Origin of the sequence: Brachybacterium sp. SW0106-09, assembly GCF_001293905.1 — a bacterium.
Classification (GTDB): domain Bacteria; phylum Actinomycetota; class Actinomycetes; order Actinomycetales; family Dermabacteraceae; genus Brachybacterium; species Brachybacterium conglomeratum.
Map to the genome: position 1 here is coordinate 1 of NZ_BCAK01000017.1, position 15,263 is coordinate 15,263.

At 71.5% G+C, this 15,263-nt stretch carries 17 protein-coding genes; 9 read left to right on the top strand and 8 right to left on the bottom strand.

Features of this window, described 5'->3' with window-relative positions; genetic code table 11:
- Positions 1-432: 432 nt before the first annotated feature.
- Positions 433-660: a type II toxin-antitoxin system prevent-host-death family antitoxin gene (locus tag Y09_RS17515; protein ID WP_159419647.1), complete on the top strand. Its 228-nt coding sequence runs from the start codon at positions 433-435 to the stop codon at positions 658-660.
- 38 nt (positions 661-698) lie between these two features.
- Here the strand turns inward: Y09_RS17515 and Y09_RS08715 are convergent, their stop codons facing one another.
- Positions 699-1,991 carry a hypothetical protein gene (locus Y09_RS08715; RefSeq protein ID WP_234695678.1) on the bottom strand — a complete coding sequence of 431 codons (1,293 nt, stop codon included), beginning with the start codon at positions 1,989-1,991 and terminating at the stop codon, positions 699-701.
- 296 nt (positions 1,992-2,287) lie between these two features.
- Between Y09_RS08715 and Y09_RS08720 the strand changes: the two genes are divergently transcribed.
- On the top strand, positions 2,288-3,757 hold the full coding sequence (locus Y09_RS08720) for a dicarboxylate/amino acid:cation symporter (protein ID WP_053917369.1): 1,470 nt from the start codon (positions 2,288-2,290) through the stop codon (positions 3,755-3,757).
- A gap of 215 nt (positions 3,758-3,972) precedes the next feature.
- Here Y09_RS08720 and Y09_RS08725 read toward each other — a convergent pair whose 3' ends face one another.
- Complete coding sequence (locus Y09_RS08725; RefSeq protein ID WP_053917429.1) at positions 3,973-4,920, bottom strand: GlxA family transcriptional regulator; 948 nt, start codon at positions 4,918-4,920, stop codon at positions 3,973-3,975.
- An 83-nt stretch (positions 4,921-5,003) separates the two neighbouring features.
- Here Y09_RS08725 and Y09_RS08730 point away from each other — a divergent pair, with 83 nt between their 5' ends.
- Positions 5,004-5,447 (top strand): nuclear transport factor 2 family protein, encoded by a 444-nt coding sequence (locus tag Y09_RS08730; protein WP_053917370.1) that lies wholly within the window; start codon positions 5,004-5,006, stop codon positions 5,445-5,447.
- Between the two features lie 181 nt (positions 5,448-5,628).
- On the opposite strand, the gene Y09_RS08735 is transcribed toward Y09_RS08730, so the two are convergent.
- The gene (locus Y09_RS08735) at positions 5,629-6,036 is read right to left on the bottom strand and encodes a RidA family protein (protein ID WP_053917430.1); all 408 of its coding nucleotides are present in this window, start codon (positions 6,034-6,036) and stop codon (positions 5,629-5,631) included.
- A gap of 41 nt (positions 6,037-6,077) precedes the next feature.
- Complete coding sequence (locus tag Y09_RS08740; protein WP_053917371.1) at positions 6,078-6,464, bottom strand: MerR family transcriptional regulator; 387 nt, start codon at positions 6,462-6,464, stop codon at positions 6,078-6,080.
- Positions 6,465-6,555: 91 nt separating this feature from the next.
- On the opposite strand from Y09_RS08740, the gene Y09_RS08745 reads away from it, so the two are divergent.
- Positions 6,556-7,395, top strand: a complete 840-nt coding sequence (locus Y09_RS08745; RefSeq protein WP_053917372.1) for an SDR family oxidoreductase — start codon at positions 6,556-6,558, stop codon at positions 7,393-7,395.
- A 36-nt stretch (positions 7,396-7,431) separates the two neighbouring features.
- Here Y09_RS08745 and Y09_RS08750 read toward each other — a convergent pair whose 3' ends face one another.
- Positions 7,432-8,694 carry an MFS transporter gene (locus Y09_RS08750; protein ID WP_053917373.1) on the bottom strand — a complete coding sequence of 421 codons (1,263 nt, stop codon included), beginning with the start codon at positions 8,692-8,694 and terminating at the stop codon, positions 7,432-7,434.
- Positions 8,695-8,829: 135 nt separating this feature from the next.
- On the opposite strand from Y09_RS08750, the gene Y09_RS08755 reads away from it, so the two are divergent.
- Complete coding sequence (locus Y09_RS08755) at positions 8,830-9,147, top strand: helix-turn-helix transcriptional regulator (protein WP_053917374.1); 318 nt, start codon at positions 8,830-8,832, stop codon at positions 9,145-9,147.
- 31 nt (positions 9,148-9,178) lie between these two features.
- Here the strand turns inward: Y09_RS08755 and Y09_RS08760 are convergent, their stop codons facing one another.
- Both Y09_RS08760 and Y09_RS08765 read right to left on the bottom strand, forming a co-directional pair.
- Positions 9,179-10,327: an MFS transporter gene (locus Y09_RS08760; protein ID WP_053917375.1), complete on the bottom strand. Its 1,149-nt coding sequence runs from the start codon at positions 10,325-10,327 to the stop codon at positions 9,179-9,181.
- 101 nt (positions 10,328-10,428) lie between these two features.
- Complete coding sequence (locus Y09_RS08765) at positions 10,429-11,031, bottom strand: TetR/AcrR family transcriptional regulator (protein ID WP_053917376.1); 603 nt, start codon at positions 11,029-11,031, stop codon at positions 10,429-10,431.
- Between the two features lie 331 nt (positions 11,032-11,362).
- On the opposite strand from Y09_RS08765, the gene Y09_RS08770 reads away from it, so the two are divergent.
- The gene (locus Y09_RS08770) at positions 11,363-12,547 is read left to right on the top strand and encodes a Cmx/CmrA family chloramphenicol efflux MFS transporter (protein WP_053917377.1); all 1,185 of its coding nucleotides are present in this window, start codon (positions 11,363-11,365) and stop codon (positions 12,545-12,547) included.
- A 58-nt stretch (positions 12,548-12,605) separates the two neighbouring features.
- On the opposite strand, the gene Y09_RS08775 is transcribed toward Y09_RS08770, so the two are convergent.
- On the bottom strand, positions 12,606-12,947 hold the full coding sequence (locus Y09_RS08775) for a MerR family transcriptional regulator (protein ID WP_053917378.1): 342 nt from the start codon (positions 12,945-12,947) through the stop codon (positions 12,606-12,608).
- A gap of 61 nt (positions 12,948-13,008) precedes the next feature.
- On the opposite strand from Y09_RS08775, the gene Y09_RS08780 reads away from it, so the two are divergent.
- The 3 genes from Y09_RS08780 to Y09_RS08790 are packed head-to-tail and all read left to right on the top strand — an operon-like array spanning position 13,009 to position 15,241.
- The gene (locus Y09_RS08780; protein WP_053917379.1) at positions 13,009-13,674 is read left to right on the top strand and encodes an alpha/beta hydrolase; all 666 of its coding nucleotides are present in this window, start codon (positions 13,009-13,011) and stop codon (positions 13,672-13,674) included.
- Positions 13,671-14,888 (top strand): MFS transporter, encoded by a 1,218-nt coding sequence (locus Y09_RS08785; RefSeq protein ID WP_053917380.1) that lies wholly within the window; start codon positions 13,671-13,673, stop codon positions 14,886-14,888. The genes Y09_RS08780 and Y09_RS08785 overlap by 4 nt, the downstream gene beginning before the upstream one ends.
- Positions 14,885-15,241, top strand: coding sequence for a MerR family transcriptional regulator (locus tag Y09_RS08790; RefSeq protein ID WP_053917381.1), 357 nt, complete (start codon positions 14,885-14,887; stop codon positions 15,239-15,241). The genes Y09_RS08785 and Y09_RS08790 overlap by 4 nt, the downstream gene beginning before the upstream one ends.
- Positions 15,242-15,263: the final 22 nt, after the last annotated feature.

The window sequence follows — 15,263 nt, forward strand, 5'->3', positions numbered from 1 at the left end:
GTACATCCGCCAGCACTCGTCGGCCATACGACGCGCTGCGGCGACATTCCGGCACCGCACCGCACGGGTACTGCAGGAAACTGCGTACATCACGGACGTCATGTACGTCCTTTTCCACAACAGACACCGCATGCGGAGCCGCTACCGCCCAGATGGCCGAGACTCCCCCCAGAGACACGACAGATACGGGGGGTGAGCGGCATGGCAGAGAGTGCATGGGACGCAGAGGTGGAGGTGTCGGATCGCATCGACGCGGCAGACGAGTCGAATCGGGACGACACAGCGGACGAGCCGGATCGGGCTGACGAGACGAGCTCGGCGGGCACCGGCCGTGCGAGGTACGTGAGGGACGCGATCGGAAGCCCACATGAAGGGCCGGCGATAGGCCCGCCTGCACTGACCGCGATCGAGGCCGCGGTCACCACGAAGATCGTGACCGCCTCGGAGTTCCGCACGAGGCTCAGCGAGCTCCTCGAGCTCTCGCACCGTCAGCCCGTCACGGTGATGAGCCGCGGAGCACGAGCGCGCGGCGTGCTGGTCTCCGCCGACTTCTTCGACCGCGCCTGCTCCGCTCTCGGGGACAAGCCGTACGCTCGGCCCCCGCGCACCCGCCTCGAGGAGATCATGGCGGAGAACAGGCAGTTCCTCGAGTTCCTCTGACCAGGTCGCCGGACCTGCCTGCACGGTCCGGACGGGATTCAGCTCTGCGTGCTGTGCTCGCCCGCGGAGCTGCCGTCGACCTCGACCTCCGACGGCGACGACCCCGAGGGCTCTGCACCGCAGTCGCCGTCTGCGTCGTGCGCTCGGCTCCCCGGCGCGACGTCTGAGTCCGCGCTTCTCGGCGTCTCGGCCTCCGCCCCGTTCGCGGCGCCCGAATCTGCACCGCCCGTCCTCGCGACATGCGCTCCGGCGTCGTCGTCCGACCCCGTACCGCTCGCCGTCTCCGCGAGCTTCTCCCGGCGCGTGCGAAGGGCGCGGTGGGTCGCCGAGAACACGGCGATGACGACGATCACCGGCACGAGCACGTCCACCAGCCAGTCGGGCACGGAGAAGGGGAGGCCGATGTCCGGCAGCAGGTCCAGCAGCCAGCGCACGGCCTCGCCGATCGGGCGGAGGATCGCGGCGATCAGCTCCTGGATCGGGCTCAGCAGGGCGTCGAGGAACTCCCGCACCGGGCGCGTCACCTCTCCGATCCAGTCCCGGATCGGCTGGGCGGCCTGGACGATCGCGTCGACGACCGGTCGGATCCGCGCCTCGATCCACTCCTTGACCGGGTCGAGCAGGCCGCCGAACAGCGCACCGAGGCCGAGCAGCGGGATGAGGAACTTCGCCGCCTTCGCCAGCGCCGCGATCAGCGCGTAGCGGGCGGGATGGGCGGTGCGCTTCTCATCGCGCAGGGCCGACGGGGACCCCTCCGTCGGGGCGAGCACGGTGGTCCGGAACCCGTGCCGGACCTCGACCTCGCCGGCACCGCCGAGTCCCGCGGTGCGGATCGTGAGCACCTCGCAGTCCTTGATCTCGCCGTCCTCGCGGCGACGGCGCACGGTGCAGCGCAGCGTGGAGAACCCCTCGTCGAGGCCGAACTGCAGGTCGTCGTCGGCCGCGTTGTCATCAATCGCATTGTCGCGGGCCGCGCCCTCGCCGGTCGCGTCGCCGTCGCTCGCCTCGCGCTTCTCCCGGGCCTTCCGTGCCTTCTCCTCGGCCTTGGGGTCGTGCTCGATCCCGTCGAGGACCACGGTGAAGGAGGTGTCCAGCAGGCGATGACGCACGCGGACGAGATAGTCGTGCTCGCCGGCACGGCCGCTGTACTCGACGTCGGCGGCGAAGCGGGTCGCCGGCTGCTCGCCGAAGGGGACCTCTTCCTGGACGGCGTCGGTCCTCCCGTCGCGCCCGTCGGCCGCGCCGTCGGCCCCGTCCTCCACACCGGCAGCACTCGTCAGCGCCTCGTCCGAGGAGGCGGGAACGGCGTGGTCCACAGGTGTGCGAGACATGGTTCTACCGTGCCAGGCCTGCTCGCGACCGGCATCCTCCGCACGTCGGTTCCAGCCTTCTCGAGGTCCTCCGATCGGCCGAGGGCCGCACGGCTCCTGCCGGCCCTCCGACGGCGGCGTTCCCTCCGGCCGGCCGGGCCATCACGGCTCCGCCGCAGCGCCGTCCCCGGGCACGCATCGCTCGGCCCCTCACCCCCTCCAGCGCCTGGCAGCAGCACACAACCCCATAGCTGCGCTAATGTGACCGCATAGCAATATAGTTGAACCCGGGAGCATGGGCGCGTAGCGTCCCGCACGTGAGCACATCAACCACCTCCTCCTCGGTCTCGACGCGGTCGCGCAACCCGCTGACCGCGATCACCCGCATCCCCTTCGGCTGGCAGGTCCTGATCGGCCTCGTCCTCGGCATCGTCCTCGGCCTCGTCGCCGCCCAGATGGGCCCGGTCGCCGAGACCGAGGCGAACCCCGACGGCGCGAACTGGCTGACCACAACGCTGGACACCATCGGCACGATCTTCGTGACGCTGCTGAAGGCTCTGGTCCCGCCGCTGATCTTCCTCGCGATCGTCACCTCGATCGCGAACCTCCGCGGCGTCACGAACGCCGCGCGTCTGGCCGGCAAGACCCTGCTGTGGTTCGGGATCACCTCCCTGATCGCCGTGTCGATCGGCATCGCCCTCGGCGTGCTGACCACCCCCGGCGCGAACTCGCAGGTCTCCGCGGACTCCGCCGAGGCCTCCTCCACCCAGGGCGGATGGCTCGACTTCCTCACGGGCCTGGTCCCCTCGAACTTCCTGGGCATCACCGGCTCGGCCGGGGACGACGGCTCCGTCTCCCTGAGCTTCAATGCCCTGCAGATCCTCGTCATCTCCATCGCCGTCGGCATCGCCGTGCTCTCCGTCGGCGAGAAGGCCGAGCCGTTCCTCAAGTTCACCGGCTCCGCACTGGAGATCGTCCAGAAGCTGCTGTGGTGGGTCATCCGCCTCGCCCCGATCGGCACCATCGGCCTGCTCGGCAACGCCGTGGCCTCCTACGGCTGGGACGCGATCGGCCAGCTCGGCGTGTTCACCCTCGACGTCTACGTGGGCATGCTGATCGTGCTGCTGGTCGTCTACCCGATCCTGCTGAAGGTCAACGGCCTGTCCATCGGCTCCTTCTTCCGCGGCGTGTGGCCGGCGACCTCGCTCGGCTTCGTCTCCCGCTCCTCGCTGGGCACCATGCCGATGACCCAGACCGTCACCGAGCGCATGGGCGTCCCGCGCCACTACGCCTCCTTCGCGATCCCGCTGGGCGCGACCACGAAGATGGACGGCTGCGCCGCGATCTACCCCTCGCTCGCCGCGATCTTCGTCGCGAACTTCTACGGCGTGCCGCTGGGCGTGACCGACTACCTGCTGATCGTGCTCGTCTCGGTGCTCGGCTCCGCCGCGACCGCCGGCATGACCGGTGCGACCGTGATGCTCACGCTGACCCTGTCCACCCTGGGCCTCCCGCTCGAGGGCGTGGGCCTGCTGCTCGCGATCGACCCGATCCTCGACATGGGCCGCACCGCCCTGAACGTCACCGGGCAGTCGCTGGTGGGCGTGATCGTCGCCAAGCGCGAGAAGATCCTGGACCAGGACGCCTACGACGCCGCGGCCCGCACCTCCTTCCAGGCCATCCAGGCCGAGCAGAAGGCGGAGGCCGACGCGGCAGACGAGGCCGAGCAGAAGGCGGCCGACGAGGCCTCCGAGGCCGGGCGCGAGAAGGCTCCCGCCGGCGCCTGATCCTGCCCCGGCAGGCCCGGTCCGCCGCCTGCGCGAAGTGTCGAGTCCCTGGCGTGACCTCATCCGCTCCACAGCGATGAGGTCACGCCGGGGACTCGACGTTCTGCGGGGTGAAGCGGGGTCAGAGCGACGATCAAGACGGGAGCCGGGACGGCCGCGGCATGCTCGACGGCAACCGCGTGCGCGGTTCCGCCCCGGCGATCGATTGGGTGCGGTCAGCGCGTTCCACCTCGGTGGAACGTCGCGCGATATGCGCTGGGTGTGGTCTCGAGAGCGTCGCGGAAGCGTCGGCGCAGGGTGCTGGCCGTACCAAAGCCGCTTCGAGCGGCGACCGTCTCCAGGGACAGATCGGTGCCCTCGAGCAGCTCCATCGCACGCAGAGTCCTCTGGTGGAGCAGCCACTGGAACGGGCTCACCCCGGTCTCGGCGAGGAATCGTCGGGTGAGCTGCCGCTCGGACAGGTTGGCGCGACGCGCGAGCTCCGCGGTTCCCAGCGGCTGGTCGAGGTGGCGGACGGCCCAGTTCATGACGGCATCGATCAGCTCACCGCCGCGAGCGAGCCGAGTGCCCGGGTCCACGAACTGCGCCTGCCCTCCGTCACGGTGGGGTGGGACGACCATGCGGCGCGCGATCCGATGCGCCGCGCTCGCGCCGACGTCCTGCCGAACGAGGTGGAGGCACAGGTCGATGCCCGAGGCCACGCCCGCGCTGGTCGCGATCCGCCCGTGATCGATGTAGAGCACGTCGGGTTCGACCTGCACGGCAGGGTGACGGCGCTGCAGTTCGGCGGCGTCCTGCCAGTGCGTGGTGGCCGAGAGCCCGTCGAGGAGCCCGGTCCTTGCCAGGAGGAACGCCCCGACGCAGATGGAGACCAGCCGAGCACCCCGCTCGTGGGCCTCACGTAGGGCCGCGACCACGTCACCGTCGGAAATGTCGTAGGGGCGATGCCCTGGGATGACGACGGTGTCCGCTCGCACCACGGCGTCCAGGCCGTCCACGCCGGAGACGCTGAACCCGGTGGAGGTGGGCACCGCGCCGCTCGTTGGTGTGGCGACGGCGAACTCGTACTCGTGCTCGCCGGGCATCCCGAAGACCTGGGCGGCCGTCGAGAGGTCGAAGGCCACCACTCCGGGCATTGCCAGTGCCGCCACTGTGTGCGCCATGCCGGCCATCATGTCAGGAAATGCGCGGGTGGTGTCGTTCCAGACACTCGTGGGCCGTCACAGCGAAGACGGACAGTAGAGGCATGACCACACAACGCATGCCGATCCCGCCCTTCGACGCAGAGTCCGCCGCCCGCAAGGTGCAGGCCGCGGAAGACGCATGGAACACCCGCGACCCCCGGCGGGTCGCGGAGGCGTACTCCGTCGACACCGTCTGGCGCAATCGCGACCGAAGCGTCGTGGGAAGAGAGGCCGTCGTCGCTTTCCTCACCGAGAAGTGGGAGCGGGAGCTGGACTACCGCCTCCGCAAGAATCTGTGGGCCTTCACCGGGAACCGCGTCGCCGTCCGGTTCCAGTACGAGTGGCACGACTCGCACGGGCAGTGGTGGCGGTCCTACGGCAACGAGCAGTGGGAGTTCGATGAGGACGGCTTCATGACCCGACGGGAGGCCAGCATCAACGATCGTCCGATCCTGGCGTCCGAGCTGCGCGTGACCCCCGGTCAGGGAGTCCTTCCCGCCTGGTGACGCCACCGGGGGACAGCGTTCGACACCTACCCCGCACCCATCCCCACACGCCCGAACATTCGAGCAGCTGGCATGACCGCATCCGTTCCACAGCGTTGAGGTCACGCCGGGGACTCGATTTTGCGCGGAGCCTCCCGCCCACGAGGAGTCGGGGAAGACGATCCCCCTCCCTGCGAGGGCGTCAGTCGATGACCGCGGCGGTCGCCTCGATCTCGACGAGCTGGTGGTCGTAGCCGAGCGCGGCGACGCCGATCAGCGTGCTGGGCACGTCGTGCGCGCCGAAGGCGTCGCGGACCACCTCCCAGGCGGCGACGAGGTCGGCCTGCTTCGCGGAGGCGACGAGCACCCGCGTGGAGATGACGTCCTGGAGCGTCGCGCCCGCCGCCTCAAGCGCGATCCGCATGTTCTCGAGGCACTTCGCGGCCTGCGCCGGGACGTCGCCGACGCCGTGGGTGCTGCCGTCCTGGTTCAGCGGGCAGGACCCCGCCAGGAAGACGAGCCGGGCCTCCGCGGGGGCGGTGGCGGCGTAGGCGTACTCGGCGGCGTCCGAGAGCGCGTCGGAGCGGATGAGGGTCACGGCGCGGGGCATGGTCGTCGACCTCCGGATCGGGTGCAGGTCGCCCCAGCGTGTCACGCTCCGTCGCTCGACCGGACGGTCCGCGCCGCCTCCTGCTCCGGCGAGAGCTCCTCCATCAGGGCGAACAGCTCGTCGATCCTGCGGCCCAGGACGTCGCGGAGCCGCACGGCGAGGCTCTCCCAGTCCTCGGGAGTCGGCACCCGACCGGGCGGAAGGGCATCGAGCGCCTCCCGGATCTCGGCGATGCTGAGCCCCACCCGCTGCGCGGCCCGGAGCATCGCGATGCGGCAGCAGGCGTCGGCGTAGAACCTGCGGTGGTTCTCGCCGGTCCGCTCGCTGGGCAACAGCCCGTGGTCGTCGTACCAGCGCACGGCCGACGGGGTGATGTCCATGCGCGCGGCCAGCTGTCCGACGCTCAGTCCGCTCTCGTGCCTGTCCATGCCGGGATGGTGCCAGCCCCGTGACCCGCCCTCAACCGGGGGACGTCGTCCGCTTGCCCTCCACCGCGGTCGAACCCCTAGGACTGTGGTCATGGCTGCGAATCACGTCCCTCATGTCCTGGTCCTCGGCGCCTCCGGGCGGGTCGGCGGGCAGGTGTGCCGACAGCTGGTCGCCGCCGGCGCCCGTGTCCGTGCGGCGACGCGGCATCCGGAGGCGCTGCCCGTCGGCCTCGCCCACGGGTCGGCGGCCGTGGACCTCGCCGACCCGCCCTCCCTCTCCGCCGCGCTGGACGGCGTGGACGCCGTCCATCTGCTGTGGCCGTTCTTTGAGAGCGCCGAGGAGGCCCGGCGCAGGGCCGAGCCGATCGCGGAGCTGCTCGGCGCGCACGTGCGGCGGGTCGTCTACGTCTCCTCCCAGGGCGTCGAGGAGGACCGCGAGACCTTCTGGGCCGCGGTCGAGGACGCCGTCGCCGCGCACGTTCCGGAGCGGACCTTCCTGCGGCCGACGGGCTTCGCCGCGAACGCGCTGCAGTGGGCCCCGCAGATCGCCGGGGACCGGGCCGTGCGCTTCGCCTTCGGCGACATGGCGCGCCCGCTGATCCACGAGGCGGACATCGCCGCCGTCGCGGTCGAGGCGCTGCTCCGGGAGGGGCACCACCGGCACGCGTACGTGCTCACCGGTCCCGGGATGGTCACGCAGCGGGAGCAGGTCCAGGCGATCGCGGCGGCACTGGGCACCGAGCTGGCCTGGGAGGAGATGGATCGCGAGCGCGCCGAGGCGGAGCTGGATCTGCCGGGGATGATGCTCGACGCCTGGGAGCACTTCCTCGAGGACCCCGAGCCCGTCACCGACGAGGTGCAGCGACTGACCGGCAGGCCATCACGCCCCTTCTCGCAGTGGGCGGAGGAGAACGCGGCGTTGTTCCGGTGAGGCCCTGGGGCGCCGGAGGCGCCGGGACTCCGCGTCTCACGACCGGACCTTCCGGCTGCGGGCACGACGAGCGAGGACGAGGACGGCGAGCCCCGCGAGGAGGACGAGCCCGGCCATCGTGAGTGCCGCAGCGGAAAACCCCTCGCGGTACACCCACGGCGCCCCGGTGCCGCCGGAGGCGATCACCTGGCCGTCGCCCCCCGGCCGACTGCTCGTCACGACCGCGGCGAGGACGGCGCCGTACAGGCCGACGAACAGGGCCTCGGAGCCGATCCGCAGGAGGTTGACGACACCGGAGGCGGCGCCGGCCCGCTCGGCGGGCACCGCGGCGAGCGCCTCGGCGTCCACGAACCCCAGCGGCAGTCCGAACCCTAGCCCGAGCAGGATCATCGGGGCGACTCCGGCCGCGACGGGAAGGTCCGGGCGCAGGAGCAGGAGCACCGCCAGTGCGCCGCCGAGCAGGCAGACGAAGGATGCCGCGACGACCGCGCCGGTCGAGAGGCGCGTGCGCTCCATGATCCGGTGGACGAGGACGGGCGCGACGAGCACGGGAACCGTCATCACCAGCATCAGGACGCCGATGAGACCGGTCGACAGGGAATGGATCGCGCCGAGCGCGCTGGGCAGATAGGTCAGGAAGGTGACGAACCCGATCGCCCCCGCCACCGGGACCAGGGCCATCGCCAGGAATCTCGGGGACCTCAGGGAGGAGAAGTCCAGGACGTCGCGCAGCGAGCTCGCGCCGCGTTCGAGGCGGGGGATCCTCGCCGCCCCGAGGAGCGCGAGGAGCAGGACGATCGTGTGTGCCGCGAAGATGCCGCGCCAGCCCCAGGTCGACAGCAGCAGTCCCGACAGCGCAGGGCCGGCCGCGAGCCCGAGACCGTTGGCCGTGCCGAACAGTGCGAACGCCTGCGCCTTGGCCGTGCCCTCGAACAGTCGGCCGAGGATCGGGGCGGCTCCCGTCAGCACCGCGGCCGACCCGACTCCGGCGACGACGCGGCCGACGTCCAACAGGGCGAGGCTCGGGGCGAAGGCGCTGAGCACGCCGCCGATGCCGGCGATGACGATGCCGAGGCGGAAGGAGCGGGTGTAGCCGATCCGGTCCGAGCACGCGCCCCAGAGGAAGGTGCACGCCGCGAAGGAGAGGTTGAAGCCGTTGACCACCCACTGCAGCGGGGCGGGAGACGATCCCAGCTGATCGGCGATCGCGGGGAGTGCGACTGCGGTGCCGGAGATGGACAGGGGGATCACGAACTGGGCCAGCAGGACGACGACGAGAGGCAGTCGGGGACGAGTCATGGACACTCCTTGGTGCGACAGCATTCGAAGGTTCGCCTTTCGCCGAACCTTGTGTACACGTCCGCGAGGTACGATGCAAGTCGAACCTCGGACGGATCGCCGAGCGACAGCGCGACGACGAACAGGAGAGCGCCGATGACCACTGGGAAGGGCGACTTCGAGCCGGAGCAGATCGAGCTCGGCGCTGTCCTGTCGGCCCTGGCCGACCCGCATCGCCGCCAGGTGGTCCACGACCTGGTGAACGACGCCGAGGGGAACGAGCGCTCCTGCACGAGCTTCGGGCTGGACCTGTCGAAGTCCACCCGCAGCCACCACTTCAAGGTCCTCCGCGAGGCCGGGCTGGTGCACCAGGTCGATCGCGGCAACCGGAGCGGGGTGACGCTGCGCAGGGGCGACCTCGATGCGCGATTCCCCGGACTGCTCGACCTCATCGGGCGCGACGGCACCGACTGACCGTCGGCCCCACCCACGGCCCGACATCCGATCACACCGACGAGCGGGACCGCTGCTGAAGGGCCAGGGCGACGGCGGCGAGGCCCGCCAGGAGCGCCCCGGTCCACATCGCGATGACGGGATCGTCGCCGAGGCCGCCCATCACCCAGGCGCTCGCAGCGGTGCCGAGGCTCAACCCCACGGTGATCACGGAGGTGTGGACGGTGCTGACCAGGTTCCCCGTCCCGCCGACCTCCGCCACGCGGGTCACCAGCGCTGGGTTCATCGTCACGCCCGCCAGGCCGACCACGAGGACCATCGCGACCACCAGCCACACCTCGGTGACGAGCAGGGCGATCAGGGCGAGGGCGACGATCAGCAGGCCATGCCCCACGCGCAGCACCGCGACGGCGTGGCGGTCGGCCAGCTTCCCCACGATCAGATTCCCGAGGAAGGAGACGGCACCGTAGGCGAGCAGCACGAGAGTCGTGGCGTCCCGGCTCAGTCCGGTGCGCTGCTCGAGCAGCGGCGTGAAGTAGGAGAAGGCCCCGAACGCACCGCCGATCGTGAGGAGGCTGACCAGGTACCGCGACCAGAGGCGGGGCGACCACAGGTTCATCAGATCCCGTGCGGAATCCTCCCGCCCGGCGGCCTCACGACGAGGAAGGGCGAAGGCGCAGACCAGGAGCAGACTCGCCGCCGCGGCGGCCATGACGAAGAAGCTCGCCTGCCACCCGAGGGTGCCGGCGATCCAGTGGGACAGCGGCAGTCCGACGACCGTGCCCACCATGATGCCGCCGAGGACGATGGAGACCGCCTCCCCGATCCTGGACGGGCTCTCGGCGAGCTGGGCGCCGAACGAGACCGACAGCCCGAAGGCTGCACCCGAGAGGCATCCGGTGAGAACCCGCAGCAGCGTCACCCACCACAGCTCTTGCACGAGCGGCACCATCGCCTCGAGCACGGCATAGCCGCCGATCACACCGAGCAGTGCGGGCTTCGGCGGCACTCGGCGCAGAGCGAGGGCCAGCGACGGACCGCCGAGCGCCATCCCGAGCGAGTACAGCGACACCAGGAGGCCCACTCGCCCGATGGTGCTCCCCAGATCCTCGGCGATCGCCGACATCATGCCCGCGACCTGCAGCTCGCTCATCAGCACGACCATGACCGTGGCCATCAGCAGGTAGAGACGCTTCGTCATCGGACAACCTTTCTGGATTCTCTAGTCCAATACATGGACATGCCGACACATGTGCAGGCGAGGACGGCTCGCACCGCCTCGAGGGCGACCCGCAGACCGAGCTAGCGCACGAGGCCGTCCAGGCCGAGCATCATCGTGCGCCGCAGCACGGCAGACTCCGTCCCCGCCTGAGCCATCACGCGCATGCCTGAGACGAGCGAGACGATCAGGGCGGCACCCTCGCGTGCCGGGACGTCGCCGCGGAGCGCCCCTTCGTCCTGCCCGCGAGCGATCACCGCAGCCAGCATGTCGAGCTGGTGCTCGAGGCCCCGGTCGAGGAGTCGCTCCACCCTCTCGTCACGGACGGACACGTCGGGTGTCATCCGGGTGCCGACCACCATGCAGCCGGCCGCGTGCCCCGCCCGTGCGGCCTCCACCTCCTCGTCGACCATGAGGCCGAGGAAGGCGCGCAGCCTGCCGACGACATCCTGCGCCTCGTCCTCGAGGACCGCCTCCTGCACGGCTTGCGTGACCTCGAGGTAGCGCTCGAGCGCGCGGACGAACAGCTCGTCCTTGGAGACGAAGGTGTTGTAGAGAGTGCTTCGCCGCACACCGGCGGCCGCGCACAGCGCATCCGTCGACGTTCCTGCGTAGCCGTGCACCCGGAACTGCCCCACCGCGGCATCGAGGACCGCGGTCTCGTCGAACATGCGTGGTCGCGCCATGGCGGTGAACCTATCAGGTTCTGTACCTGAGAATCCATTACCGGTGGCGTGTGATGCTGCCCCCGGCCGTCGCGAGCGGTGCGCACAGCGCGAACCAGGGTCTCGGACAAAGGATGTGCAGTGTCGAGGGGACGCCGGTACGGTGCGTGGCATGGCGTGCCCTGAATCAGACACTCAGGGGGCTTTCGGTCACACCGTCAGCCCCCAGGAGCCCTGAGCCCTCAGCCGATCCGGCGCTGCCGCTGCGCGCGGCGGACTCCGTGGCCCGTGCGGGCGCTGACCGTGGTGACGAGACGTTTCCCTGTGCGGTCTTCGTTCCCCGGAGCTCTCCATGCCCTTCGCCCTGTACCTGCTCGCCCTGGCCGTCTTCGCCATGGGCACCTCAGAATTCATGCTCGCCGGTCTCGTGCCGGACGTCGCCGCCGATGTCGGCGTCTCGGTCGGCACGGCCGGCCTGCTCACCTCCGCTTTTGCTGTCGGGATGGTTCCCGGAGCGCCCGCCATGGCCGCTCTCACCCGGCGGTGGCCTGCACGGACCACGCTGCTCGCGTGCGTGGTCGTCTTCGCTGCGTGCCACGTCGTCGCCGCCACCACCGGGACCTTCCCCGTGCTGGTCGCGACCCGCGTGGTCGCGGCGATCGCCAACGCCGGCTTCCTGGCCGTGGCGCTCAGCACCGCCACCCGACTCGTGGATGCCCGTCGGAAGGGCCGAGCCCTGGCCATCCTCCTCTCCGGCACCACGATCGCCATGGTCGCCGGCGTGCCCGCAGGCGCGCTGCTCGGAACGGCCCTGGGCTGGCGGGCAACGTTCTGGGCCGTCGCACTCCTGTGCATTCCCGCAGCGTTCGGCATCCTCACCGGGATCCGCCCGCAGCCGACGTCCGGACGAGCTCTGCCCGGCGCCGGCCCGTCCCTCGCGTTCGAGGTGGCGCAGCTCCGCACGCCTGCTCTGCTCACGACGATGCTGCTCGCCGCTCTGGTCAACGGCGGCACTTTCGCCGCGTTCACGTTCCTCGCACCGGTGGTGACCGGAACTGCGGGCTTGAGCCGGATCTGGGTGCCGGTGGCTCTGGTGCTGTTCGGCATCGGCTCCTTCCTCGGCGTGAGCCTTGCCGGGCGGCTGTCCGACCAGCACTCGCGATCGACCCTCGGCATCGCCGCGCCCCTCCTGCTGGTCGGATGGGTGCTGCTCGCGGTGTGTGCCGAGCATCCCGCAGCACTGCTCGTCCTGGTCCTCCTGCTGGGGGTGCTGGCGTTCGCCGTGGGCAGCACCTTGATCGCCCGAGTGCTCTACGCGGCCTCGGAGGCGCCCACCATGGGCGGCTCCTATGCGACGGCGGCTCTCAACATCGGAGCCGCTGCGGGACCCGCGCTCGGAGCGATCGCGCTGGAGGGGTCGAGCACCCTCGGGCCGGTATGGGCGGCGTGCGCCCTGACCGCGCTGGCGCTGCTCGTGATGCTGCCCCTGCTGCGCATGATCGCCCCGTGCGGACGGACCGCAGGGAGTGACGAGTGATGCACGCCGACGCCGCACCTCCACGGAACCGTCGCCGGCGCACGCGACCGACCGACGCTCAGCCGAGCGCGCAGAGCGCCCGACGGGTCTCCTCGAGCCGGTCCCGCTGTCGGTCCAGGCGCTGCTCGACGCGGTCGAGCTCGCGGCGCAGGTTCGGGCACATCTCGACCTCGAGGGTCCCTCGCCCCGCCGAGACGCAGTCGAGGTACTGACCGATCACCGCGGTGGACAGCCCCGCCTCGAGCATCAGCCGGATCCGCGCGACCGCGACGAGATCCCCCTCTTCATACTCGCGGTATCCGGCCGAGGTGCGACTCGGCGCCAGCAGCCCCTGCTCCTCGTAGTGGCGCAGGGAGCGCGGCGAGACTCCCGCACGGCGGGCGAACTCGGCGATCAGCATCGGGTGCTCCTCGAGGGACGACTTGACCTTCCCACTGACGGTAACCCCTAGCGTCCGGGCAATGACCACCACGACACCGCCCACCTCTCCGCTCGAGTCCGCTCCGCATGTGCTGATCGTGCACGGCTTCGGCGCGAGCCCGGAGGACCACTGGTTCCCCTGGCTCGCCCGCGCGCTGCCCCGAGCGGAGCGGATAGAGCTGCCCGACCCGACCGCCCCGTCGGCCGGACGCTGGGTGCCCCTCGTGGCCGAGGCGCTGGCCCGGCTCGGCGACGGGACGGCCGTGGTCGCGCACAGCCTGGGCAACGCCACGGTGCTGCAGGCGCTGCGCGGTCTCGCCGTCGACGGCCGGCCCGTGCGCCTCTCCACCTTCGTGGGCGTCGCCCCCTTCGTCTCCTCGGTCCCACCTACGGGCGATCCCGAGCTGGATGCGTTCCTCGTCGGCCGCGACGGGACAGTCCCGGCACAGCACGCGTTCTACGAGGGCCTGGACCTCGCAGCGCTCCGTCCGCGGCTCGGCGCCGTCCGGGTACTCCGCTCGGACGACGACCCGATCGTCCCCGCAGGTCTCAGCGATGACGTCGCCGACGCGCTCGGAGTGCGGGCGGAGGTGATCGCCGGCGCGGGACATCTCCTGGCGTCCGACGGGGTGACGCGGCTGCCGGTTCTGCTGGATGGCGCCGCCCCGGACGACTCCGCCGCTGAGGGCGCGGCAGACGGGCGATGACCCGGAGCCGTCCTGACCGCACGGTCGCGCTCGCGGCGCTGGCCCTGATGCTGTTCCTGTACCTGACCGCCGAGGTGTTCACCGCCGGCGCGCTGCTGCCGATGGCGCGATCGCTCGGCGTCGGCGTCGGCGCGGTGGGGATGCTGGTGATGGTCTACGCCGCCGTCGCCGCGGTCACGATCCTGCCGATGGCGGCGCTGACCACGCGCGTCGCCCCGCGGCGGATGCTCACGGCCGCGATGCTCCTGCTCGCGCTGAGCCAGGCGGGGATCGCGCTGGCCCCGTCGCTGGGCTGGGTGGTCCTGCTGCGCGGCCTCTCGGCGATGTGCCACGGAGCGGTGTGGGCCTCAGCGCCGACGGTCGCCGCCGCCATGCTCCCCGGCCGTCCCGGACGCGCCACCGCCGTCGTGTTCGTCGGCGGCGCGCTCGGCAACGTCCTGGGCGCGCCGCTGGTGGCGTGGCTGAGCGCGCTGGCCTCGTGGCGGATCGCCTCGGCGGTGCTCGCGCTGCTCAGCGCCGGGTGCGCACTCGCCCTGGCGTGGAGCGTCCCGGCGTCCCTGCGGCCGGAGAGGTCCCGTCGGGGCGCGCAGGTGCCGAGCCGCCATGACGTGCTCGGGGTGGCCCGCTGGTGCGCCCTGGTGACGCTGATCGCGGCCGCACACTTGACCACGTTCACCTTCCTCGCCGAGCGTGCCGCGGACGCGGGGGTCACGGGGACGGGGCTCGCCGCGCTCCTGCTGGCGATGGGCGGGGGCGGGCTGGCGGGGACGTTGCTCATGGCACGGCTCCACGATCCGCACCCGCGAGCGAGCACTCTGGGCTCCGTCGCCGTCATGACGCTCTCGCTCCTGGCGTGCGGTGCGGAGCTCGGCCCCTTCGTGCTGGGCGTCGCGGTCGTCGCCTGGGGTGGGGCGTACAGTGCGCTGGTGGTCGCGCTGCAGGCCTTCGTGCTGCGGGATGCTCCGGAGTGGGCACAGCTCGCCTCCTCCTGGTACGTGCTGTTCTTCCAGGTGGGGATCGCCGCCGGCTCCGGGCTCGGTGCCGTCCTCATCGCCCGCAGCGACTCGACCTCCGCGATCGCTCTCGTCTCCGCGGGCCTGGCCGGGTGCGGGCTCGTGCTGGCGACGGTCGCGACGCGTGGCGGTGCGGCACCTCGACGGGATGGGCGAGGGGCACGGGTCTCCACCTCGTCGCATGACACACTGCGCCCATGACCACCCTCGCCCCCGCCGAGGCCGCCGAGAGGACCGGCCTGACCCTCGACACCCTGCGCTATTACGAGCGCGAGGGCCTGATCGGGCCGATCGATCGCGCCGCCGGCGGCCGTCGCCGCTACACGGAGAACGACGTGGCCTGGATCGGCATCGTCACCTGCCTGCGTGAGGCAGGGCTGGGGATCGAGGACCTGCGTCGCTTCACGACGCTGCTGCGCGGCGGCGCCGAGGCCCCGGACCGGGTCACCTTCCTGCGCGAACGCCGGGCCGAGCTCGAGGAGCGCCGACAGGCGACCGCGCGGGCCCTCGCGGTGCTCGACGAGAAGATCGCGTACTACGGCGCGGACCGATGAGCGCCCCGTCGGAAAGTGCGGC